Here is a 23163-nt window from a genome sequence, read left to right on the forward strand (position 1 = left end):
TTACCCGTACTGAATTTGTGCTGGAGATGCTAAGCCGTTCTCCCGCCGGGCAAGGGCCAGCCACGCCGCCGCCACCTTGCGGCAGAACACCTCGGAGGCTTCAACCAGCAGTGGCATGTCGCGGGCCAGGTCGTCGAAGTACACGTCGTCGAACTTCTCGCGGTAGGTTGCGTATTCGCTCATGCGCCCCTTGCGGAATATGTCCACCCAGTCCTGCACGATGGCGGAATCCACCTCCAGATGGAACTGGAACCCGTACGAGGCGTTGCCCACGCGGAAGCACTGGTTGCGGCACCGGTCGCCCCGCACCAGCAGGGTGGCCCCCTGCGGCAGGTCGAAGGTGTCTTCGTGGAAAGACATCAGGCGCGGCAGGGGCAGCGCCCCGGACAGAGCCGGACCCAACACGGGGTCGCTCAGACCCGCGTCGGTGGGCATGAAGGCCACAAAGCCGAACTCCGGCGCGTCCATGGTCCACGGCCTGCCGCCATGGGCGCGGGCCAGCAGTTGCGCTCCCAGGCAGATGCCAGCCACCGGCTTGCCCGCCGCGTCGAAGACGCGCAGCAGATCCATCAGGTGCGGGAAATGGGGCGAGCCTTCGTCGTCCCAGCAGTGCTGCGGGCCGCCCAGGACCACCAGCGCGTCGTACCCGGCCAGGGCTGCGTCGAGCGACGGCAGCGCATCTCCCGCCGCAGGCAAAACATCACCTTGCCCCGGTCGCAGGGTGGTCAGCGCCGCGCCGCAGCGCGCCAGTTCCTTGCAGAAGTTGCCGCAGGGGGCGTCGTCGCTGTGCCGCACCACCAGCACGCGCAGCCCCGTGACACCATCGTCGGGCCACGGGGTTACCCGCACGCAGGTTTCGTAGTACGGCGTGCCGCGCCCCACCAGACTGGCCAGCGCGCGGGTGAGCAGGTTCAGCCCGTGTCCGGCCTTGTTCCAGCCGCCGCGCTCGGCCACCAGGATGTCCGCCCGCTGGCCGTCTGCGGTGCGCAGGACGGCCTTCACCGCGCCGACCCTGCTTTCCACCCGCACCACCGCCCCGTCGGACAGGCCCAGCCGGGCGGCTTCTTTTGTGGCCAGCACCACCTCGGTCAGGGCGTCGTGCTCGGCCATGGTGCGCTCGGAGCAGATGTACCCGTGCGGGGCGATGGTCAGCAGGCGGTAGGGATAGTCCGGCTCCACCGCGCCCAGCCCAGCGGGGTCGAAGTCGGTCATGAACCGGAACTTGCCGGACGGCGTGGGAAAGGTCTTGTCCGCGTAGGGCGCCATGGGCGCGTCCAGCCGGTAGGCCCCGGCGCGCAGCCGCTCCAGCGTGCAGCCCTGCGCCCACATGGGCGTGCACAGGTCGCACAGCCACTCGTCCACCCCGCGCCGAAACCGTTCGGCAAAGGGAAAGCGCGCCGCAAGATCGTGGAACATCATGAATTCCGAACGGCACTCTCCCACCGGCTCGATGGCCTTGTTCACCGGCCCCACGTAGTTGTGGCCGTAGCTGGCCATGGCGTCGTCTTCTTCCAGAAAGGTGGTGGCGGGCAGGAATACGTGGGCCAGATCCGCCGTGTCGTCCATGAAGTGGCCGGAATAGACCACGAATTCCGCCTTGCGGAAGGCGCGGGTAACGGCCCCGGCATCCGCCGCCATGCAAGCCGGGTTGCCCGCCGTGACCATGATCATGCGGATTTCCGGGTCGCGCGCGTCCAGAATCTCGCGGCCAATCTCGGGCAGCAACAGGGTGCGCCGGGGCGGGTTCAGCCCGTCGCCCCAGTACTGCTGGTCGTAGGGGCCGTATTCCTCGAAGCCCTGGCTCACCCCGCCGCCCGGCACGCCGATGTTGCCGCTTATGGCCCCCAGCGCGTCCACGGCGCGGATGGACAGGTGCGCCGCCTCGTGCCGGTGCATGCCCCAGCCTAGCAGGATGGACGTGGGCCGCTGGCGCAGCACCATGTCCGCCAGAAATTCCGCGTCGGCCACGGGTACGCCGCAACGGGCGCACAGGTCGTCCACCGTGTACCGGTCAAGGATGCGCAGGTATTCCGCCGCGCCCTCAGCGTGATGCTGCATGAATTCGCGGTCCTCGCCCCCGGCATGCAGGATGAGTTTGGTCACCGCCATGGCCAGAAAGGCGTCGGTGCCCGCGCGCGGGGCGATATGCCGGTCGGCCAGCGGGGCCGAGCGATTGCGGGCCGGGTCCACCAGAACGACCGTTGCCCCTCGCTTGCGAATCTCGCGCAGGATGGGCACCAGGCTGATCTGGGTGGATGCCGGGTTGCGGCCCCACAGGATGAGCGAGTTGCAGTTGTAATGGTCCAGCGGGTCGTGCGAGACCCGTTCGCCAAAATCGAGGTTCTGCGAACCCTGCCCCGCCCCGCCGCACAGCGAGCCGCGCAGGGTGGTCACCCCGCCGAACAGGTTGAAGAAATAGCGGTTCAGCAGCTTCAGCGCGGTACGTTCGCCGTAGCCCTGATAGTACAGAATGGCTTCCGTGCCCGATTCGTCGCGGATGGCGGTCATGCGCGCGGCGATGCGGTCCAGCGCCTCGTCCCACGTGGCCCGCCGCCACGGCTGGGTGCGGTGGTCGCGCAGCAGCGGGTGCGTGATGCGTTCCGGGCTGTACACCCGCTTCACATAGCGCTGCGCCTTGACGCAGGCCTTGCCGCGCGTCAGCGGGTGGTCCGGGTCGCCCGCAAGCCGCACCAGACGGCCATCGCGCACGGTGGCCACAAGGCCGCAGCTGTTGGGGCAGTCGCGGGTGCAACTGGTAATGATGCGCTTCTCACCGGAAGCCTCGCCCCCGTCATGAGCAAGCGCGAGGCCCGGCGCAATGCCGGGCGCATGAGCCGCTGTGGTGCACATGTCGTTCCATCCCGTGGCGCAACCCCCGGATGGCGGCCCGAAGGCCGGAACGGGGCGTGCCCTGCCCGCGCGCCCGCAGTCCCGTTCATGGCACAGCCCGCCCGGCGGGGCAAGCGGCCCCGTGCCCCGTGTAGCCGCCTCTCCCTCCCGCCGGGCGCCCGCCACCCGTCCGCACCGCAGCCGTCTGCCCGTAGCCGTCTGCCCGCAGCCGTTCGGGATGCGCCATCCCCTTGTTAAGGGAGCGTCCCGGCGCTACAACCATGGCGGCGCCCGCGCTATCCCGCGCGCCGCGCATCATCGTCATTATCGTCATTATCGCCATTATCGCCATTATCGTCATTATCCACATGGCGGGCCGCATGGCCATGCGCCGCGCCCGCAAACCATACAGGAAGCCATCATGTCCAACGGCAAAATCCGCGTCGCGGTCTTTTTCGGCGGGCGTTCGCCCGAGCATGACGTCAGCATCGTCACCGGATTGCAGGTCATCCAGGCGCTGGACGCCGCGCGGTACGAACCCGTGCCCGTCTACGTGGACCGCTGCGGCGTCTGGCGCACCGGCGAAAAGCTGCTGGACCGCTCCACCTACATCCCCGCCCGCGACGCCGACGGCCTGCCCGCCGTCTCGCTGGAGATCGCCCCCGGCAAGGGCGGCATGCTGGTGGAGCAGACCTCCAGACTGTTCGGCAAGCCCAGGCGCATTCCCTTCGACGTGGCCATCCCCGCCTTCCACGGCCCCTACGGCGAAGACGGCGACATGCAGGGTCTGTTCGAAGCCGCAGGCATTCCCTACACCGGCATGCGCGTGTTGGCCTCCGCCATCTTCATGGACAAGGCGGCCACCAAGCAGGCCCTGGCCGGTACCGGCATTCCCACGCTGCCCTGCGCGGTGCTGCGCAAGCCCGTGGGCGGCCTGCTGCCCCCGCGCGCCGACATCGAGGCCGCGCTGGCGGGCATCACCCTGCCCGGCTGCCTGAAGCCCGCGCACCTTGGCAGCAGCATCGGCGTGGCCAAGGTGGATTCCATCGAAGAAATAGAGGCGGTGCTGCCCGGCCTGTTCACAAACGACACCGTGGCCATCGTGGAGCCGTATCTGGACGGCTGCGTGGAATACAACATTTCGGTGCGGCGCAACGGCGAAGGGCACGCCACCTCGGCCATCGAACGGCCCAAGCGCGACAGCGAACTGCTGGACTTTCGCCAGAAGTACCTTTCGTCGGGCGGCAAGACCGGCAGCAAGACCGGCGGAGCGGGCGGCGCCAAGAGCGCGGGCGATTCCGGCAGCGCGGGCATGCTTTCGCTGACGCGCGAGATCAACCCCGACCTGCCCGAAAGCCTGGAGGGCCGCATCCGCGACTTTGCCGTGCGCACCTACGCGGCCTTTGGCGGCACCGGCGCGCCGCGCATGGACTTCATGTACGACGCCACCCGCGACGAGGTGTGGCTGAACGAGGTGAACCCCATCCCCGGCTCGTTCGCCTTCTTCCTGTGGGAAGCGGCGGAAACCCCGGTGCGCTTCACCCGGCTGCTCTCGCTGATGATCGACGAGGCGCGGGCCATGGCCCGGCACACCGCCTGTCCGGAAGATCCGACCCCGGAGGCCGCCCGGCTGTTCCCCCGCCGGTAGCCAGAGCGTCAGCTTGCCCGGGGTATGATGCCCCCCGCGTGCATCGCGCGCCGTCCCACCGGGCGGCGCGCGTTTCTTTTGCCATGCCGCCTCCGCCTTTGGCCTGCACCTGTCCGCCATGCAGGTGCTGGTCCGCCACGCCCCTTGCCCCTTCGCGCGCCCCCGGTGTACACCACGGGGCGCGCCACGCCGTTGATCCCGCCCGTTTTCGCGGCACCTTCCGCACGCGGGCAATGGCCGCAGCGCCGAACACACCACTCCGAGGCCAGAATGGATTCCGCCCAGTTCAACGCCACGCCCTCCGCCGCCGCAGACCCGGCAGCCCCCTGCATGTACGTGGTGCACCTGCCCAACGCCGCGCCCGCCCGCCGAAAGCCGGAGGACACCGGCGCAGCAGATGCCGCGCAACAGATCGCCCCCCAGATCGTTCCGCAAATCATATGGGCGCACGGCTGGATGCACACCCACGCCAACCTGCTGCCGCTGGCCAATACCTGCACCCACGGGCGCGACAACTACCTGCTGGACATGCCCGGCTTTGGCCTCTCCTGCATGCCGCCCGCCACCTGGGGCACCCAGGACTACGCCGACCACGCCGCCGCCTGGCTGCGCACCCTGCCGCGCGGCAGGCGGATATGGGTGGGACATTCCTTCGGCTGCCGGGTGGGTCTGCAACTGGCGGCCCGCCACCCGGACCTGGTGGACGGACTGTTCCTGATGGCCGCCGCCGGGCTGCCCCGCCGCCGAACCCCCATGGAGAAATTCACGCGCGGGTGCCGCATCGCCGCGTTCAAGACGCTGAAGCACCTGCACTGGCTGGGCTTTGGCGCGGAGCGGGTGCGCCGCTTCTTCGGCAGCGCGGACTACGCCAACGCGGGGCCGCTGCGGCCCGTGTTCGTCAGCGTGGTCAACGAGAACCTGTCCGACGTGGCCGCCCGCGTGGACTGCCCCGTACACCTGCTGTACGGCGAAAACGACACGGAAACCCCGCCCTCCATGGGGCAGGACTTTGCCCGGCTGCTGGCGCACGCGCACCTGCAGGTGCTGCCGCGCTTCGGGCATCTGGATATTCTGACGGCGGGCGGCCATCAGGCCGTGTACGCCCTGGACACCTTCTGCGAGGAAATCTTCGGTGGCTAGCTCTCTGTTTCTGGGCGCGGCGTTTCTTGCGTTCGCCGTGCGGCGCGGCCTGACCTACCTGCACATCTTCCAGCAGGAAGAATACGACGGCCCGCGCTTTTGCCGCTGGATGGCCGCCTCCCGCGCCTTCGACAAGCGTGCCACCCTGCCCCTGCTGGCCTGCTGGGGCGCGGCGCTGGCCGCGCCGGAATCCGCTGTGTACGCCAAATGGGCGGCGGGCCTTGTCCTGCTGGCCGTGGCCGCCGTGGAAGACAATCCGCTGAAGGCCGCCAAGAAAAAGCTGGTGCTCACCGCGCGGGTCAGGCGCATCCTGTCCGTGGCGCTGGGGCTGACGGCGGTGTACGCGGTGTTGCTGGCCCTGTGCCCGGCCGCGCCCGCAACACTGCTGCCGTTCTGGATACTCGGGGTGCAGGCGCTGCCGCTGACGCTGGTTGTAGCCAACGCCTCGCTGGCCCCGGTGGAGGCGCGCATCCAGCAGGGCTTCTGGAACGAGGCGCACGAAAAGCTGCTGCGCCTTGCGCCCACGGTCATCGCGGTCACCGGCTCGTACGGCAAGACCAGCGTAAAGCACATCCTGGCCCACGTGCTGGGCTGCTACCATCCCACGCTGATGACGCCGGGCAGCATCAACACGCCCATGGGCATTTCGCGCATCATCCGGGAGCGGCTGACCGACGCGCACCGCTTCTTCATCGCGGAAATGGGCGCCTACGGCATCGGTTCCATCGAACGGCTGTGCAGGCTGGCCCCGCCCGATTTCGCCATCATCACCAACGTGGGCCCGGCGCACTACGAACGCTTCAAGGACCTGGCCACCGTGGTGCGGGCCAAGTTCGAACTGGCGCACGCCACCGTGGCCCGTGGGGGCCGGGTGGTGCTGCCCGCCGCCCTGCTGGCGTACGACCACGCGCGCGACTTTGCCGCCGTCAACGCGGGCGCGGTGCTGCTGTGCGCGGGCGGGGACGGCGGCGCGGGACCCAATGTGGCGGGCGATGCGGGCGTGACGGACACGGCGGATAGGGCGGGAACGACAGAACCGTCCGTGCGCGTGCTGGAAGCCGGGCAGGACCTTTCCGGAATCCACGCCCGCCTGCTGTATCAGGGGCAGGAATACGAAGTGCGCGCGCCCATCCACGGCATGCACCACGTGGACAACGTGGCTCTTGCCTTTGCCGCCGCCTGCGGGGTGGGCGTGGAGCCGCAGCGGGTGGTCAGCGCCCTGCGCAGCCTGCCGCAGATCACCCACCGGCTGGAAGTGAAGCCCCAGCCCGACGGTTCCGTGCTCATCGACGACGCTTACAATTCCAATCCCTCCGGCTTCGCATCCGCCCTCGACCTCCTGGACCTGTACCGCAAGTCCGGGCGGCGGGGCGTGCTGGTAACCCCCGGCATGGTGGAACTGGGCACCCTGCACGACAGCGCCCACGCCGACCTTGGCGCGCGCGCCGCAGCCTGTGCCGACGTGCTGCTGGCCGTGGCCCCGGCCCGCATCCCCACGCTGGTGGATGCCTTCCGCGCCGCCGCCGGGCCGGATCAGCTGGTGGTGGAATGCCCGGACTTCGCCGCCGCCCGCGCCTGGCTGGCCGCCAACATCGGCCCCGGCGACGCCGTGCTGCTGGAAAACGACCTGCCCGACCTGTACGAAAAGAAGGTGCGGGTGTAGAATTTTTTGAAATGCAAACAAAACCACACAAAAAAACGACGACACTGCTCAATCTTCCATTTGGTTCTACTATAGTCACCCATATGCTCCCTTTGACTCTCTCCCCCCTCTTCTGTTGAGCAATAAAGCATCCTAGCGGCAACATTCAAAACAGAAACACCTAGAACCCAAAAGGCATTGAGTGAATTATGAGCTTCACAAAACGCCAACTCGACAATTTATTTACAGAAACAGGCTCCACGATTTGCCCAGAATGCATACATGAAGACTATTTAGCAAACCACATTATAAAACTAAATGGCAAAAACACATGTAGTTATTGCGACAACAAAAACGCCGTTCCACTTGATGACATCATACCTCTAATACATCAAGGAATATCTCGCTGGTATGAAGATCCCACAGATAGCGTTGGATGGTGTTCTCAAGAAGGCGGATGGATAGGTGTCGACGGATTGCTGTCGGATATTACGGATATTATCTTTGATCATATTGGATGTAATGACGATGTCGCCAATGATATATGCACCGCAATCCCTCAAGAACAATGGGTCAGACGTGATCCGTATGGAATGACAGAAGACGATGAACTCACTTATACATGGGAAAAATTCTCACAGATCGTTAAGCATAACATGAGGTATGTTTTTTTCAGGTCTGAAAAAATTAACAACACTTCCGCACCTGCATCACAAGAATTGAATCCATTTGAGATACTAGATATAATTGGAGATATAATCGAACAATGCGGACTTATAAAAGACATACAACAGGGACACTCTCTTTATCGAGCTCGATGCACTCATTCCAAAACTAAAACATTCACTACAGCGGCAGAACTTGGCCCCCCACCTGCGCAGCACGCCTTATCATCCCGCATGAGTCCTAACGGAATATCAATGTTCTATGGCGCATCAGATGAAGAAACATGCAAAAATGAAATTGTCTACGAAAATAACACATACGTAACAACTGCAAAATGGACAACGTGTTCTAAAATAAAAGCAATAGATTTTTCTAATGGCATATCTGTACCAAGCATATTCAACATCGATACAAGCAGAATTCGCCCATGGATACTTTTTTTAAACAAATTCCTACATGATTTCTCCAAAAAAATAGAAAAAGATAACATAGAACACATTGAATACGTACCAACGCAAATCGTTACTGAGTTTTTCAGGCATATATATTACACAAAAAACAACGAGAAAATACTTGCAATAAAATACAAGAGCTCGCGTGGTCCTGGAAATTGCTATGTGTTTTTTTGCGGACAGGAAAATTGCACAGATGGCATTGCAAACGACTCTAAACAACTACTTCAACTTGACCCCAAGAGCATCACAAGGCGGCTTATTAAAAACACGTATAAACCATAAAAGAGAGAACCATTCACATCTCTACAGCATACACACGAACCAATCAAAATATAAAAACCAAAATTAGCCCCCTCTAAACAAGATGCCAAATATGCATAAATCCATCCATCTTGAACATTTTAGAGACCACTCGCACATATACAATCTCAGTATTTACACGTCTATCAGCACATCGAAACACATACTACATGTCACGCAACTGCAACAGCATGTGGCCCCGTACGCACAGCAGACACACACTCCATGACGTACCTGTCCACCATCCACGTCGACATTCTCATGTGCCTTGCGCTGTTGCCCGCCATCATCGTGGCGGGCATCAAGCTGGACAAGAGCATTCCCGCCCATCGGCATCTTGTTGCCGTCATGACGTGCGTCCTCATCCTGCTGGTGCTCGAGGCATGCAGCGTGGCGCTGGACGCCAACTTCAACGGCGCGATCCGTGACGACGCACAGCTTGTGCCCTTCGGCAAGCTGGTGAACAGCATCGGTTTTCTGCTGGTGCCCGTGCCCGCCTTTCTGGCGTGGACCTTCCTGCACCACTGGACCGGTGTGCGCCTTTCCGCGGTTTCCGTCCTGCTCTGGGCGCTTCCCCTTGCATGCAACGCAGTGCTGGCCCTGCTCAGCTACGACGCGGGGCTGCTGTTCTCCATCGCGCCCGACAACACCTACTCGCGCGGGCCATGGTTCGCCATCTCTCCTGCCGTTTTCTACGGCTACCAGGCTCTGGCGGTCAGTGTCCTGGTCCGCCAGCGCAACCGACTGCGGGCGGAAGAGGCGGCCATGTTCGCCCTGGCCCTGGCCTTGCCCGCCGTAACCGCAGCCATCCAGCTGCACTACTTCACCTTTCTGACCATCTGGAGCAGTTGGGCCATCTCGTGCATCATCCTGCTGGTGACCGTGTTCATCAATTCGTCCGAGCGCGACGAACTTACCAAGCTGGCCAACCGGACGGCGTATCGCAACGCCATCGCAAAGGCCCGCCGCATGCGCGAACTGAAAATGTGCGTGGCCCTGCTGGACATGGACGGCCTGAAAGCCATCAACGACAGGCACGGTCACGCAGCCGGGGACACGGCGTTGCTGGCCCTTGCGGAGGGATTGCGGGAAACCTTTGACGAAGGTTTCAGCGTGATGCGCTTTGGCGGCGACGAATTCGCCGTGGTGCAGTTCGACAACGACCCCGCCGCGCTCTACGAACGGCTCTGCACCCTTGAAAACACCCTGGCGGAGCAGGATGCCACCTCCGGCAGGCCGTACCGCGTGGCCTTCAGCTACGGATTGGCCTGCTCGCGCGACGACGAAAGCGTTGATGCCCTGCTGAAGCGGTGCGACACGCTGATGTACGACCGCAAGCGGCAGAAGCACCTCAAGGCAGGCGCGACCGCCCCCTGAACTCCCCCCTACCCCGCACCTGAACACATTCCGGGAAGCAGCATGCGCACCTTGCCCACCATCTCCTTCGGCACCCCCTCCGTTTCCGGCAACGCCTTCTTCCTCGCCCCCGGCAGCCCTGCCTTCCGGCTGCTGCCTTCCGGTCTGGCGACCGTCCTGCTGCTGGCCGCCCTGACGTTGTCAGCCGGGTGCGCGGCCCGGCATGCAAACGCGCCGGACGCCCCCCAGACCAGCCCGCGGGCCCCCAGTCAGACTGCCAATCAAACCGCCAGCCCTGCCGCCAGCCAGACCGTCACGTCCGTCCAACTGGTCCAGTCGCAGCGCAGTTGGGACGGCGCCATGCTGCCCGCCTATCCGCAGGGCCAGCCGCAGGTCACCATCCTGCGCATCACCATACCCGCCGGGGCACGCCTGCCCCTGCACCACCACCCGGTGATCAACGCCGGGGTGCTGACGCGCGGGCAACTCGTCGTGACCACGGAAGACGGCAAGGAACTGCGCCTCGCGGCGGGCGACCCCATCGTGGAGGTGGTGAATACCCCGCACATGGGCTTCAACCCCGGCAGCGAGCCCGCCGAGATCATCGTCTTCTACGCCGGCCAGGCAGGCACACCGCTGGCCGTCAAGCACGGGCAGTAGGCCGGACCGGCCCTTCCCCATTCTCCTCACGCGGCGCAGGCACCCCGCCCGCGTCCGCCCGCTCACGCCTTTTTCCTCACCTTAGTCCCCGCCTTCCCGTTGCTTCGCCGCCCCCCCCCAAAAAAAATCAGGGACTCCACACGGCGCAAAGATAGACTACAATGGTGCTTCGGGCGCTTGCCCGGCTCCGGGCTCCCGCATGTCCCCACGCTCGGCGTTCTTCCGCCTTTTCCAACGGGCAACGTGCGGCGTATGGCACGCCGCCGCGCCGCAGCAGACCGGACACCGCCATGAGCACCCGCACCGCCCGCGTCTTCCTTACCCACCATTCCACAGATATCGCCACGCCGCGCCTTTCCGCCGCACGCTCCGTCCTGCGCCTGCCCTGCGCCCTGATTCTCGTGGCGGCCTGCGCGTTCCTGCTGGTTGCATGGCGCACCCCCGGCCATGCAGCTCCGCAGCGCGCACTGCTGATCAGTTCCTACCATCCGGCATTCCCCACCTTCTTCCAGCAGATCGACGGCATCCGCTCCGAACTGGACCCGGCGAGCGTGGCTCTGGACGTGGAGTTCATGGACAGCAAGCGCTTCAACGATCCTGCCAACCTGACCCACTCTCTCGACCATCTGCGCTACAAGCTGTCCCGCGTGGCCCCGTACGACGTCATCATCACCTCGGACGACAACGCGCTGAACCTGGCTCTGGAACACCGGGACGCCCTGTTCCCCGCCACCCCCGTGGTCTTCTGCGGGGTGAACAACGTGGCGCTGGCACAAAGCCTGAACGGCAACGCCGCCTTTACCGGTGTCATCGAGGCCGTGTCCATGCAGGAAACGCTGGACCTGATCCGCCAACTGCGCCCCGGCGGCACCATCCACGCCATCTCGGACACCACGCTGTCCGGCCAGGCGGACGTGCTGACCTTTCGCGAACTGGCGGCCCGCAACGCCCCGGCACCCAGCAAGGAACTGTCGCTGGAAGACCTGACCTGGGACGAACTGGCCCACCGCATGGCCGCCCTGCCGCCCGGCGATGCCATCCTGCTGCTTTCGGCTTACGAAGACGCGGCGGGCACGCCCAAACAGTTCGAGGAAAGCCTGGCCTTCATCCTGCGCCACGCCGGGGCGCCGGTGTTCCACCTGTGGGAGCACGGCCTGGGCAAGGGGCTGGCGGGGGGCAAGGTCATCTCGCATTTCGAGCAGGGCCGCATGGCGGCACAACTGGCCCTGCGCATCCTTGACGGCACGCCGCCGGGCGACATCCCCGTGGTCGAGGGGGATGCGGCCAACAGGTACATCTTCGACCACAACGTGCTGGCGCACTTCGGCATCGCCGAAAGCCAACTGCCGCCGGACAGCCGCATGCTCAACGCGCCCTCGTCGCCGTGGGTGGTCTACCGGCGCGAACTGCGGGTGGCGGCGGCATCGCTGGTGGTCATCCTGGCCCTGACCATTTTCCTGTTCTTCCATGTCATCCGCCTGCGCCAGGCCAGAACGGACATCCGCCACAGCGAGGAACGCTACCGCATCCTGTTCGACCAGTCGCCCGTGGGCATCGCCCACTTCGACGGCGAAGGCCGCATCATCGACCTGAACGCCAAGTTCCAGGAGATCGTGGGCGCGCCGCGCCACAAGGTGCTGGGGCTGGACATGCTGCACGACCTGCGCGATCCGGACATGCTCCGCGCCGTGCGTACCGCCTTCGAAGGCGGCATCGGCCTGTACGAAGGCAACTACACCTCGGTGACGGGCAGCAAGACCACGCTGGTCAGCTGCATCGTCAAATGCATCTTTGCCCCGGACGGCGGGCACCTGTACGGGCTGATCATCGCGGAGGACATCACCGAACGCCGCCGGGCGGAAGATACCCTGCGCGAACGCGAGATGTTCCTGCTGGAAACCCAGCGCATTGCCCGCGTGGGCGGGTGGAAAGCGGGCACCCGGTCCGACACGCTGGTCTGGACCGACGAGATAAACCGCATCCTTGAAGTACCGCCGGACTACAAACCGGGTCTTGCCGAGGGCATCTGGTTCTTCGCGCCGGAATACCGGCCCAAGGTGTGGGAAATGCTGCAAACCGTGGCCCGCGACGGCACCCCCGTGGACCTGGAATGCGAGGTCATCACCAGCCGGGGCACCCGCAAGTGGACCCACCTGCGCGCAGTGGGACGCGTCGAGGAGCGCGGGGAACAGCTCATCCTCGGCACGTTCCAGGACATCACCGCGCGCAAGACGGCGGAGATCGAACTGCTCAACGCCAAGCTGCGGGCAGAGGCAGCCAGCAAGGCCAAAAGCGAATTCCTGGCCAACATGAGCCACGAGATACGCACCCCGCTCAACGGCATTCTGGGCATGCTCCAGCTCATGCATACCACCCGGCTTGATACCGAACAGAAAGACTACGCGGACATCGCCATCCAGTCCGGCAGGCGGCTGGCGCGGCTGCTTTCCGACATGCTGGACCTGTCGCGCATCGAATCGGGCAAGCTGGAAATCCGCCACGTTCCCTTCCAGCTTGCGGCATCGGTGCAGCAGGTGGTGGAACTGTTCCTGCCCATCTCGCTGCAAACGGGGATACAGCTCGACGTGCGCATGGACCCGTCCATCCCCGAAACGTTGCGGGGCGACATCGTGCGGGTGCAACAGGTGCTTACCAACCTGCTGGGCAACTCCTTCAAGTTCACCAGAAGCGGCGGCATCACGCTGGCGACCCACCGCCTGCCCCCGCTGGCCGGCCCCACATGCCGGGTGCTGTTCACCATTTCGGACACGGGGTGCGGCATACCGGAGGACAAGCTGGGCGAACTGTTCGAGCCGTTCACCCAGGTCAGCAACGGGATGCGCCGCTCGCATCAGGGCGCCGGGCTGGGGCTTTCCATCTGCAAGCGGCTGGCGCACCTGATGGGCGGTGAAATCACCATCGAGAGCGAGGAAGGCGCGGGCACCACGGCATGCGTCAGCCTGCCCTTCACCGTGGTGTCCGACCACGGCGAGGAAAAGGATGTGCCGGGCACGCCGGATGCACCGGCGGAACCGGGAACGCCAGAGGCTTCGGATGCACCAGAGGCATCGGGCGCGCCGGATGCATCGGGCACGCCGGATTGGTCGAATGCAACATGCGCGACGGGTACGCCGGACATGGCGCCCGGCATCGTGCCGGACACGCCCCCTCCCTGCCGGATCCTGCTGGTGGAAGACGACCCGGTAACCCAGATGGCCGTGCGGCGGATGCTGGAAAAGGCGGGGCACACCGTCACCGTGGCGGGCGACGGGCACGCTGGCCTGCACGCGCTGGCCAGCGGCTCGTTCGACATGGTGCTCATGGACATCCAGATGCCCGCCATGGACGGCATGGAGGCTGTGCACCGCATCCGCAAGGGCGAGGCCGGGCCGGACAGGGCGGGCATTCCGGTCGTGGCCCTGACCGCCTACGCCATGGAGGGCGACCGGGAACGGTTTCTGAATGCAGGCATGAACGCCTACATCGCGAAACCCGCCGACATGGCCACGCTGAACGCCGCCATTGGCTGCTGGTGCGGGCAGGGGCTGGCCACACGGCAAGGGTAGTCGCGCGGCAAGGAGGTGCGGGAGTGCTGCGCCGGACACGGCACCGGGCGAAAGGCCACAGGAGATGCCGGAACACACCCCCGGAAAGCGCGCCGCCCGGCAAATCGGGTGACAGGCCGGGCGCGACGTCTGGCATGATGGGCCATGATGGGGATGATGGGGATGCCGGGGATGACGGGGATGACGGGGCATGATGCGGGGCGAGCGTGCTCGCGAACGGGTGGCGGCTTCAGTCCGTCAAGTCCGTCAAGTCCGTCAGGGCCTGCGCCGGGGCAAAGGGCAGGTAGTCCCCCGGCATGTCGTCCTTCAGGTTCACGCCGGTCAGCCCGGCGGCAAAGGCCCCCTGCACCAGATAGCACAGCTTGCGCACGCCCTCTTCCATGGCAAGGCCGCCGGGGCGCACGTTGGAGATGCAGTTGCGGGCCTCGTCCGTACAGCCGGGGGCGGGCGAATGGGTCAGGTAGACACCCAGCGAATTGGGCGAACTGAGACCGGGCCGCTCGCCTATCAGCATCACCACAAGCCGCGCGCCCAGCAGATGGGCCACCTCGTCGGCCACGGCCACGCGGCCATGGTCCACCAGCGCCACGGGCGTGGTGGTGTACCCTGAGGAGCGGGCCTGTTCCAGAAACCGCAGGGCGAAGGGCGCGGCGTTCTCGTGCACGGCGCGGGCGGAAAGCCCGCTGCTGATGACCACGCAGATGTCCGCCCCTTTCGCGCCCTTTGCGCCCTTTGCGCCAGACGTCGTGGCATCCGCAGCCTCGCGCAGGGCTTCCCGCGAATCGTCCGAAAGCTGGCGTCCCTTGTCGGGCCGGGCCAGAAATTCCGCAGTGTCCGTCGCCGCGCTGTGCAGCTCCAGACACTGCACGCCGCCCTGTTCCAGGGCCGCGCGTACCCCCGCCATGTCGAAGGGGGTCAGCACCGTGTAATGCCCCCCTTAAATCAAGCGGCCTTTAAGGGAGAATTCCGCCAGGTTTTGTTTGCCTGCTGATGGACGCCTTGCGGAGTCTTCCAGCCAAGCGCCGAATGCAGGTATGTGGTGTTGAAGTTTTCTATCCAGTCAGAGAGGGCGCGGTCGAGGTGTTCCAGGCTACGCCATTCGTGCAGCCAGAAGAGCTCTTCCTTGATCGTACGCATTGTCCGCTCGGTATCCGCGTTCCCTTTGGGATTGTTGTAGCTGGTAAACGCCTGCGTGATGCCGAGAGTCGCGCAGTCGCGCATAAAAGCCGTTCCTGTCGGTTGGCAGCCGTTGTCGCTCATCAGGCTCAGGCCGTGCCCCCGGACGCCTCCGGGAAAGTGCGTCTGGATAGCCGTATCCAGAGCTCGCAGCCACTCATGGCTCCGGCTCCGGTAGTCGGCATGGTGGCCCACGATCTTCTTGGAAAACCAGTCCACCACCAGCACGATATACACCCAGCCGCCTTCCGTCATGACCTTGGTCATGTCGATGCCCCACCACTGACACGGGCGGACGGGGCGCGGCTTGCTTCCGGAAGGGGTGCGCTTTGCCCGCAAGGCTGCGCGCTTCACCCCAAGGCCATGCAGACGCATCAGGCGTGCCACTCGTTTGACGTTGATGATCAGGCCGTTTTTATACCGAAGGGTGGCCCATACGCGGCGATAGCCCCAAAAGGGATGTTCCATTTTCAGGGACTCGATCAACGGCAAGAGTTCGGCATCGCGCTGAAGCTGGGCCTGGCCGGATCGGCGCTTGCCGCTTACCAGTCGTTTTTTTTTAACTCCAGCGTCAGTTCGCCAACGGCTTGCTTGAGTTTTTGGTTCTCTGTCGCAAGGCGTTCTTCTCGTCGGTTAGTGGCGCCCACCTCAAAAGCCAGGGCGGCATTGGCCAACAACGTGTCGCGCCAGCGGTAATACATACCCTGAGTGATTTGATACTCACTGCAAATGCTTGCCACAGAGCGACCCTGCAATCCCTCAAGCACAATGCGGGCCTTGCTTTTGCTGTCCCAGACTCGGCGTTTCATGCTTCCTCCAAGGATGGAAGAAAACTACCTTAACAGAGCCACCTTGTTAATGGGGGGCAGTATACGGGCACTGCCGTGGAACCGCCCACAACCTTGTCTGGAACCTACCCTTCACGACGGAGTTGCAGCCACTGGTGCCCCTTGTCCGTCAGTCGATACCGCTGCAAGCGGCTATTGGGCTTTTCGGGAACTGTCATCTCGATGAACCCATTCGCCAGGGCTGGCTTGAGATAGCGCTCCCGGAAAGACTTGCGGTCTTGCAGACCAAGTGCATCCTGCAACGCCTCACGGGGCATTTCGCCATGTATGGCCTGCAATAGCTGCCCGACTTGGGGGGTGACTTGGGGGGCGACCTGGGGGGCATCTGGAGCAACGGACGCGATCACGGCATCGAAAATCATCGAGAGCATGAACTCGATGAAGGGGGCACTGTCCGTCTGCCGCGTGCTTTCCTGCAACACCTCATAGTATTCGGACTGGTGCGCGAAGATCAGGTTCTCCACCGGGAGATCGGCGAACAGCCCGTTCCAACGGGCCAGAATGAGGCTCTGCCACAACCGCCCCATGCGGCCATTCCCGTCGGCGAAGGGATGAATGAATTCGAATTCGTAGTGGAACACGGAACTTGCAACCAACGGGTGGGCATCGCTGGTCGCCAACCAGTGAAACAGATCGCCCATAAGCACTGGCAACCGGTCCGCCGGGGGTGCCAGGTGGATAACGTGGGAGCCTTCCAACACGCCGACGCCACCCCGGCGATAGCTGCCTGCCTCGTCGATCAGGCCGGACATCAGGATGCCGTGCGCTTCCAGCAGATCCTTTTCGACGACAGGGTTCCAGTCATCGAAGCGCTCGTACGCGGCAAGGGCATTACGCACCTCCTGAACTTCACGGGGAGGCGCGATGACCCGTTTCCCGTCGAGGATGGCGGTGATCTGCGCTTCGCTGAGTTGGTTGCCTTCTATGGCGAGCGACCCGCGTATGGTGCGAATACGGTTGATACGCCGCAACCGGAGTGACGCCGCCTGTTCGCGGAGAATGGTCAACCGCCCCACGGCTTCGCTGATCCGGCCGACAAGGGTGACGATGGCTGGGGTGATGGAGAAAGGCGGCTGGTACTGCTGGCTCATGAAGCGCCCCTTCGGCATGTCTGGCGTGCCAATACCTTGCTACCATAGCTGAATTAAAGGGGAAATGCCAATCCGCATTATCCCTTGAAACCACGCTCCCTTTGTTCGCACCTTTTCCACCCAAGGGGAACTGCGCAATACCGCGCACCCCGCCCCAACAAAAACCGTTCATACCCATCAAGCGGAAGGAACGGCGGGTGAAATCAGCCCATGTCGACCCAAAGCAAAAGGCGCGGAACCAAGCCCCGCGCCCTCTGCTTTCACCTGGACTGCCACCAGGGTATTCCTTATAGGGGGGCAGGACAGTTGAGAAATGGCGCAGGGCCTGGATCGAATCGGAAGGATGCAGGAAGAATGTAGGAACGACGCGGGAAGGCGGGCGATGCAGCCGTGCGGATGCCGTCACGCGATGAGTTGAGAACGACGCGCCGTTTGCCGTGGTGATTACCACGAAACTTGAGAAACGAAAGCCCCGGAGTTTGCGCCAAAAGCAGCGCAAATTTCCGGGGCGTTTTTGCGTTCAACGCACGGATGCGGCGGCGGTGGTCAGCCCAGTTCGCGGCCCACCCAGACGGCCCGCCCGATGATGCGCACGCCGTCCGCGAGGTCGCCGCGCGCGTCGATTTCAAGCGGCGCGTAGCTGGCGTTGTAGCTCGTCAGCACGAGCTTTCCGGGCGAGGCGTTGACCACCTTCAGGTAGACCAGTTCCTCGACGCCGACGGCGTAGACCTTGCCCGGACGCGGATCGCGCTGGCTCTGGTCGACCAGCACCACGTCGCCGTTGAGCACGTAAGGCTCCATGCTGTCGCCATCGACGCGCATGAGCACCATGCTCGACGGCGAGCCCTTGCGCAGCAGGAAGTCGGTGCGGAAGGCGTAGCGCCGTTCCACATCGGCCCCCACCTCGAAGCTGCCGTTACCGGCGGAAAGCCGCGCCTCCACCATGGGCACCATGACCAGCTCGCAGTCCGCGCAGGTCACAGTTTCCGGGCCGAACGCCGACTTGCCCGCAGGCGCGGCCTGGGCCTGTTCCTCCACGCGCATGGGGCCGCGCCCGAAGAACAGCCAGTCGCTGCTGGTGCCGGTTCTTTCAGCGTAAGACTGAACCCACGCCGGAGGCACTTCCCCGCGCTTGCGCGCCCCGTTCACCGACTGGGGCGTGATGCCCAGTGCGCGGGCCAATTCGGAATCATTTCTGACCCCTGCTGCCTTCATGAGCCGCTCGAATATGGCCTCGAACGATTTCGCGGTCTGCATGGCGAACTCCGAATGGAACTGCGAAACGCCGCGCGAACCGCTCCTCGTTTAAATCCGAGGCCTTACACCAAAGACGTAAAATTTAAACTCCGAAGTGAATTTCGGGTTGAAATTTTAAATCTAAAGCTGTAAATCAGGTTTGCGGGCGGTTGTGATTACTATCCAGCGCGCAACCTATCCCGCCTGTTTACCACGGTCAACGGCAGTAGACTGATATCGTTCGGACGCTATCACCCCCTGCCGGACCAGAACGCGGACGGCGATATGCGGCAGCTCACCCTTTTCGACGACAGCACTCCCAATCTTTCCGGCGTGATCCCCGCCGTGCGTGCGGCCATGAACCGCGCCGCCGGTGAAAGCGCGGAAGGCCGGAAGCTGCTCGTCGACCGCATCAACGCCATCGCCAGATCTCACAACCTCAGGCTTACGCGGGGCAACGCCAGGGTCATTTCCAAAGACCTGCTCGACAAGTGGCTGGCCCCGCACGACCGCGACCACACGCCTTCGCTTCTGGCGATGGTGGTCTTCTGCCACGCCACCGGCGACTTCGGTCCGCTGGAAGCCATCCTGCGCACCTTCGGGCTGGGCATCCTCACGCCCGAAATTCTGCGCGACGCACACTTCGGACGGGCCGTGAAGGAAGAGAAACTGGCGCGCAAGCGCCGGAGACAACTGGAGGAAACCCTATGATGACCAGAGCCGATTGCGGCCACCGACGCGGTGACGCTTCCGATTTCATCAGGCGCGAACTGCGGCGGCGCAACCATACCATGCGCAGCCTTGCCGCCCTTATCGGCCTGTCTGGCGAAGCCGTGGCCAAGACCGTGCGCGGCGAACTGCACAGCCCCCGCGTGCTCGACGCGCTGCGCGACCTTGGCGTGCCGGAAAAATACCTGTTCGACCCGCGCAAGCTGGCCCAGCCGCAACCCCTGACCCAACCCGAACGGCAGGACGCCGCGTAGCGCCCCCCGCACCAGCAGGGCCGAACCATGAAGACCTTCAAGGACGCATACACCGCAGGCGAACTGGCCGCCGCGCTCGGGGTCACCGACCGCGCCGTCCAGATGCGCGCCCGGCGCGAAGGCTGGCAGGCCCGGCGCAGGCCGGGGCGTGGCGGCGGCAACGAATGGCTGGTCGTCTCCATGCCGGAAGGCACGGCGCTGGCCGTGCGCATGGCGGAAGAACGCACCGCCGTGGCGGCTGCGGCGTCGGACCATCCGGCCATCACCTCCGCCCCTTCCACAACCTCACCCGGCGCACCCACCCCGCTCGACCCCAAGCGCCGCGCCCTTGCCCTTGCCCGGCTGGACCTCGTGCGCCTGTATCTCGACTGGCTGCGCAGGCACGGCAAGTCCGTGCAGAGCCGGGCGGACTTCCTTGCCGCGTACGACGGCGGCGCGTGGCCGCAGCTGCTGGCCACGGTGGGGCCGGTCAGCTGGAAGACGCTGGAACGCTGGAAGGTGCAGCAGCGCCGCGCGGGCGACCTGATGGCCATTGCGGACAAGCGCGGCCTTGCCCACCGGGGCAAGTCGCTGCTTACCGAGCGGCACCGCCAGATCATCCTCGGCAAGGCGCTGCACATCAACAACCCGGCCATCAGCTACGTCTGCAATCAGGTAACCGGGCTCTGCAAGGCCGAAGGGCTGCACGTGCCGTCCGACGCCACCATCCGGCGCTTCCTGAACCAGTACATGGGCGACTGTTACGCGGAATGGACCTTCATCCGCGAGGGCAAGAAGGCGTGGAACGACAAGGCCGCCATCTGGTTCGAGCGCAACTGGGGGCTGGTGGAGGTGGGCGACATCCTCATCGCCGACGGCCACACCCTGAACTTCGAGACGACCAACCCGGACACGGGCAAGCCCTGCCGCATGACCATGGTGTTGTGGTTCGACGGGGCCAGCAACTACCCGCTGGGGTGGGAACTGATGCCCACCGAGAACACGGCCAGCATCAGCGCCGCCCTGCGGCGGGCCTGCATTCGCCTCGGCAAGGTGCCGCGTATCGCCTACCTCGACAACGGCAAGGCGTTCCGCGCCAAGCACTTCAAGGGCTGCGCCGACTTCCGGCAGGCCGGGATCGTGGGCCTGTACGAAGACCTGGGCGTGCAGGTGATTCACGCATGGGCCTACCACGGCCAGTCCAAGCCCATCGAACGATTCTTCGGCACCTTCCACGAACTGGAAAACTGGGTGCCCTCGTACACGGGCCGCAGCATCGACACCAAGCCCGCCCGCATGCACCGGGGCGAGGCGATGCACCGCAAGCTGTACGACGCCCTCGGCGGACGCCCGCTGACGGTGCAGGAAACCCACGCGGCCATCGCCCATTTCTTCGACGCCTACGTGCTGCGTCCGCAGCGCGGGCACCTTGCCGGGCGCACCCCGCACGAAATTTTCAGCGCCGGGCGCGGGCCGGGCCTGACCGCCGACGACCTGAACCGGCTGAACTTGTGGATGCTCTCGCGCGAGGTGCGGGAAATCGACCGGGGCGGCACGGTGCGCCTGCTTGGTCGCCGCTACTACGCGCCGGAACTGTACGGTAAGAAACACGCGGTCGTGGTGCGCTACGACGACCAGCGCCCGCAGAGCGTGCTGGTGTACGCCACCGACGGGCGTTTCCTTGCCGAGGCGCAGGAGATGCAGACCCTGCATCCCGCCGCCTACTACCTGGGCGAAGGCGAACACCGCGACCAGCTTGCCGACGCCCTCGCCATCCGGCGTGAGCAGGAGAAGCTGGCCGGGGCCAGTTCGCGGGCGCTGCTGGATGCGGTGGTCATCCCCGAACACCGGCAGCGCATGGCGCAACTGGCCAGCGACAACCCGGCGGCGCTGCCCGAAGGCGAACGTGCCCTGCCGGTGCCTGCCCGCCGCGAACTGCCCATCCCCACTGTTACCGACGACGAGCGCCGCGCCCACGACGCCATGCTGGCCGAACACCGCGCCCGCATGGCGGCCCGCCCGGCCTACGAGGCCCCGTCGTTCTTCGCCTCGCAGCTCGACCGCTACGAGTTCCTTTTCCAGATTTCCGAGGTTCAGGGCCTGCCCCTGACCGAGGCCGACGCCACCTTCAAGGCCGAGTACGAGCAATCGGACGAATACCTAGAGGTGGCCCTGCCCCGCTACGAACAGCAACGCCGCCTGATTGCGCGCATGGCGGCCATGGAGGCTCGCGCATCATGAAAAAGGGCATCTTCATCGAAACGGACAACGTGGCCCGCCTGCGCCGGGCCTTGCGGCAGGCGGAAGACGCCGAGCGCGGCCGCCCCGGCATGGTGGCGGTGTGGGGCGAGGCGGGCGTGGGCAAGACCATTGCCGCGCACAGCATGTACGCCCAGCACGGCGGGGCCTTTCTGCGAGTGCTGGAGGGCATGACCCAGCACGCCTTCCTACAGGAACTGTGCTGGGAACTGGTGGAGGCGCGGCCCCACGGCGCGCACCGCTGCCGCGCCGAAATCCTGCGCGCCCTCGATGCCGAACCCGTGACCATCTACGTGGACGAGGCCGACCGGCTGGATCTGCGCCGCCTTGAAGACCTGCGCGACATCCACGACATGTCCGGCTGCCCGGTGGTGCTCATTGGCGAGCAGCACCTGCCCGGCAAGCTGTCGCAGCGCAGCCGCATCGACGACCGCATTCCCGACGAATACCGGGTGGCCTTCACCGGCATCAGCACGCAGGACGTGGCCCTGTACGCCATGGAAGGGGCCGACCTTGCCCTGACCACCGACGCCGCCGCGCTCATCCACAAGCAGGCCAGGGGCAACTTCCGCCGGGTTCACAACCTGCTGCTGTCGGTGGAATCCGCCGCCCGCGCGAAGAATACCGGCACGGTGGATGCGGCCCTCGTCAAGGCGGCGCTGCCCGCCGGGCGGAGGCAGGCATGAGCAATGACGCCACGGATACCCTGCGCGCCGCGCTGCGGTCCTTCTGCCCCAAGGGCAGCGAGGTGGTGACCGCGCCCCAGCTTGCCGCCGTCCTTGGCCTGACCACCGAAAGCCAGAAGCAGGTGCTGCGGCGCAGGCTGCGCGAGATGGTGCGGCGCGGCGAACTGCGCAAGGCGGGGTGGGGCGCATTCGCGCGGGTGGCCGACTGGAAGCCCGTGCGACGCGGTGACGGGTGCACGCGCATGTGGCGCGCCATCAGGGTGCAGGACGCAGGCTGGACCCGGCAGGACATCGCGCTCATCGCGCGCGTGGATGCCACCGCCGTGGGGCGCTATCTGCGCTGGCTGGAAGGGGAAGGGCTCATCATCACCTGCGGACGGAAGGGCAATACCACGCTGTGGCGCGTGACCGGGCAAGGCCGCGAGCATCGCCAGACCCCGTACCCACCGGTGGAAGTCTCCGACCGCTACGAAGCCGAACGCCGCGCCACTGCCCAGCTCTGCCGCATCCTGCTGCTGGAAGACCCGGACGTTCCCGCCACGCGGCGCAGGATTCAGCAACAGCTTGCCGTGCTTGTCGCACGGTTCCCCATCACAACCACCGCAAACGGGGCCGACGCCCCGCCCGCCACGGAGGCATGACC

18 protein-coding genes are annotated in these 23163 nt (G+C 64.9%); 12 read left to right on the forward strand and 6 right to left on the reverse strand.

The features are described from left to right. Nucleotides 1–2850 (reverse strand): molybdopterin-dependent oxidoreductase, encoded by a 2850-nt coding sequence (locus DESTE_RS06600; RefSeq protein WP_084559387.1) that lies wholly within the window; start codon nt 2848–2850, stop codon nt 1–3. A 400-nt stretch (nt 2851–3250) separates the two neighbouring features. Between DESTE_RS06600 and DESTE_RS06610 the strand changes: the two genes are divergently transcribed. The 7 genes from DESTE_RS06610 (at nt 3251) to DESTE_RS06635 (ending at nt 14262) form a co-directional block, all read left to right on the forward strand. Beyond that, complete coding sequence (locus tag DESTE_RS06610) at nt 3251–4477, forward strand: D-alanine--D-alanine ligase (RefSeq protein ID WP_035066243.1); 1227 nt, start codon at nt 3251–3253, stop codon at nt 4475–4477. A gap of 270 nt (nt 4478–4747) precedes the next feature. Next, the gene (locus DESTE_RS06615; RefSeq protein ID WP_245590763.1) at nt 4748–5617 is read left to right on the forward strand and encodes an alpha/beta fold hydrolase; all 870 of its coding nucleotides are present in this window, start codon (nt 4748–4750) and stop codon (nt 5615–5617) included. Continuing rightward, entirely contained in the window at nt 5610–7280 is a 1671-nt protein-coding gene (locus DESTE_RS06620) for a Mur ligase family protein (RefSeq protein WP_035066249.1), read from the forward strand. The genes DESTE_RS06615 and DESTE_RS06620 overlap by 8 nt, the downstream gene beginning before the upstream one ends. A 188-nt stretch (nt 7281–7468) precedes the next feature. Next, complete coding sequence (locus tag DESTE_RS17555) at nt 7469–8662, forward strand: HEPN-associated N-terminal domain-containing protein (protein WP_084559388.1); 1194 nt, start codon at nt 7469–7471, stop codon at nt 8660–8662. A gap of 243 nt (nt 8663–8905) precedes the next feature. Further along, nucleotides 8906–10057 (forward strand): GGDEF domain-containing protein, encoded by a 1152-nt coding sequence (locus DESTE_RS06625; protein WP_035066252.1) that lies wholly within the window; start codon nt 8906–8908, stop codon nt 10055–10057. Nucleotides 10058–10099: 42 nt separating this feature from the next. Next, complete coding sequence (locus tag DESTE_RS18345) at nt 10100–10696, forward strand: cupin domain-containing protein (RefSeq protein WP_084559390.1); 597 nt, start codon at nt 10100–10102, stop codon at nt 10694–10696. A 290-nt stretch (nt 10697–10986) separates the two neighbouring features. Then, the gene (locus DESTE_RS06635; RefSeq protein ID WP_035066255.1) at nt 10987–14262 is read left to right on the forward strand and encodes an ATP-binding protein; all 3276 of its coding nucleotides are present in this window, start codon (nt 10987–10989) and stop codon (nt 14260–14262) included. A gap of 229 nt (nt 14263–14491) precedes the next feature. On the opposite strand, the gene DESTE_RS06640 is transcribed toward DESTE_RS06635, so the two are convergent. The 5 genes from DESTE_RS06640 to DESTE_RS06660 all read right to left on the reverse strand — a co-directional run bounded on the left by DESTE_RS06640 (nt 14492) and on the right by DESTE_RS06660 (nt 18634). Continuing rightward, nucleotides 14492–15184 (reverse strand): ethanolamine ammonia-lyase subunit EutC, encoded by a 693-nt coding sequence (locus DESTE_RS06640; RefSeq protein WP_245590764.1) that lies wholly within the window; start codon nt 15182–15184, stop codon nt 14492–14494. 20 nt (nt 15185–15204) lie between these two features. Beyond that, a complete protein-coding gene (locus tag DESTE_RS06645) occupies nt 15205–15987 on the reverse strand; it encodes an IS3 family transposase (RefSeq protein ID WP_051384306.1) in 783 nt (260 codons plus the stop codon). Next, nucleotides 15981–16247 (reverse strand): transposase, encoded by a 267-nt coding sequence (locus DESTE_RS06650; protein WP_035065287.1) that lies wholly within the window; start codon nt 16245–16247, stop codon nt 15981–15983. Before DESTE_RS06650 ends, DESTE_RS06645 begins: the two co-directional genes overlap by 7 nt. Nucleotides 16248–16351: 104 nt before the next feature. Then, on the reverse strand, nt 16352–17377 hold the full coding sequence (locus DESTE_RS06655) for a Fic family protein (protein ID WP_035066259.1): 1026 nt from the start codon (nt 17375–17377) through the stop codon (nt 16352–16354). Nucleotides 17378–17923: 546 nt separating this feature from the next. Continuing rightward, nucleotides 17924–18634: a LexA family transcriptional regulator gene (locus DESTE_RS06660; protein ID WP_012612398.1), complete on the reverse strand. Its 711-nt coding sequence runs from the start codon at nt 18632–18634 to the stop codon at nt 17924–17926. 264 nt (nt 18635–18898) lie between these two features. Here DESTE_RS06660 and DESTE_RS06665 point away from each other — a divergent pair, with 264 nt between their 5' ends. Genes DESTE_RS06665 through DESTE_RS06685 form a run of 5 tightly spaced genes read left to right on the forward strand, consistent with a single transcriptional unit; the run spans nt 18899 to nt 23161 of the window. Further along, nucleotides 18899–19324 (forward strand): hypothetical protein, encoded by a 426-nt coding sequence (locus tag DESTE_RS06665; protein WP_035066262.1) that lies wholly within the window; start codon nt 18899–18901, stop codon nt 19322–19324. Continuing rightward, nucleotides 19321–19596, forward strand: a complete 276-nt coding sequence (locus DESTE_RS06670; RefSeq protein WP_035066264.1) for a hypothetical protein — start codon at nt 19321–19323, stop codon at nt 19594–19596. Before DESTE_RS06665 ends, DESTE_RS06670 begins: the two co-directional genes overlap by 4 nt. 27 nt (nt 19597–19623) lie before the next feature. Next, nucleotides 19624–21816: a Mu transposase C-terminal domain-containing protein gene (locus DESTE_RS06675; protein WP_035066266.1), complete on the forward strand. Its 2193-nt coding sequence runs from the start codon at nt 19624–19626 to the stop codon at nt 21814–21816. Beyond that, nucleotides 21813–22520, forward strand: a complete 708-nt coding sequence (locus DESTE_RS06680) for an AAA family ATPase (RefSeq protein WP_035066269.1) — start codon at nt 21813–21815, stop codon at nt 22518–22520. The genes DESTE_RS06675 and DESTE_RS06680 overlap by 4 nt, the downstream gene beginning before the upstream one ends. After that, on the forward strand, nt 22517–23161 hold the full coding sequence (locus DESTE_RS06685; protein ID WP_035066271.1) for a hypothetical protein: 645 nt from the start codon (nt 22517–22519) through the stop codon (nt 23159–23161). The genes DESTE_RS06680 and DESTE_RS06685 overlap by 4 nt, the downstream gene beginning before the upstream one ends. Nucleotides 23162–23163 lie beyond the last annotated feature (2 nt).

This window comes from Nitratidesulfovibrio termitidis HI1, from assembly GCF_000504305.1.
In the GTDB taxonomy this organism is placed as follows: domain Bacteria; phylum Desulfobacterota; class Desulfovibrionia; order Desulfovibrionales; family Desulfovibrionaceae; genus Cupidesulfovibrio; species Cupidesulfovibrio termitidis.

What these genes read in the sequence shown, in the direction of transcription:
- DESTE_RS06600 (WP_084559387.1), bottom strand. Translation starts at nt 2,850, where the DNA reads ATGTGCACCACAGCGGCTCATGCGCCCGGCATTGCGCCGGGCCTCGCG.
- DESTE_RS06610 (WP_035066243.1), top strand. Translation starts at nt 3,251, where the DNA reads ATGTCCAACGGCAAAATCCGCGTCGCGGTCTTTTTCGGCGGGCGTTCG.
- DESTE_RS06615 (WP_245590763.1), top strand. Translation starts at nt 4,748, where the DNA reads ATGGATTCCGCCCAGTTCAACGCCACGCCCTCCGCCGCCGCAGACCCG.
- DESTE_RS17555 (WP_084559388.1), top strand. Translation starts at nt 7,469, where the DNA reads ATGAGCTTCACAAAACGCCAACTCGACAATTTATTTACAGAAACAGGC.
- DESTE_RS06625 (WP_035066252.1), top strand. Translation starts at nt 8,906, where the DNA reads ATGACGTACCTGTCCACCATCCACGTCGACATTCTCATGTGCCTTGCG.
- DESTE_RS18345 (WP_084559390.1), top strand. Translation starts at nt 10,100, where the DNA reads ATGCGCACCTTGCCCACCATCTCCTTCGGCACCCCCTCCGTTTCCGGC.
- DESTE_RS06635 (WP_035066255.1), top strand. Translation starts at nt 10,987, where the DNA reads ATGAGCACCCGCACCGCCCGCGTCTTCCTTACCCACCATTCCACAGAT.
- DESTE_RS06650 (WP_035065287.1), bottom strand. Translation starts at nt 16,247, where the DNA reads ATGAAACGCCGAGTCTGGGACAGCAAAAGCAAGGCCCGCATTGTGCTT.
- DESTE_RS06655 (WP_035066259.1), bottom strand. Translation starts at nt 17,377, where the DNA reads ATGAGCCAGCAGTACCAGCCGCCTTTCTCCATCACCCCAGCCATCGTC.
- DESTE_RS06660 (WP_012612398.1), bottom strand. Translation starts at nt 18,634, where the DNA reads ATGCAGACCGCGAAATCGTTCGAGGCCATATTCGAGCGGCTCATGAAG.
- DESTE_RS06665 (WP_035066262.1), top strand. Translation starts at nt 18,899, where the DNA reads ATGCGGCAGCTCACCCTTTTCGACGACAGCACTCCCAATCTTTCCGGC.
- DESTE_RS06670 (WP_035066264.1), top strand. Translation starts at nt 19,321, where the DNA reads ATGATGACCAGAGCCGATTGCGGCCACCGACGCGGTGACGCTTCCGAT.
- DESTE_RS06675 (WP_035066266.1), top strand. Translation starts at nt 19,624, where the DNA reads ATGAAGACCTTCAAGGACGCATACACCGCAGGCGAACTGGCCGCCGCG.
- DESTE_RS06680 (WP_035066269.1), top strand. Translation starts at nt 21,813, where the DNA reads ATGAAAAAGGGCATCTTCATCGAAACGGACAACGTGGCCCGCCTGCGC.
- DESTE_RS06685 (WP_035066271.1), top strand. Translation starts at nt 22,517, where the DNA reads ATGAGCAATGACGCCACGGATACCCTGCGCGCCGCGCTGCGGTCCTTC.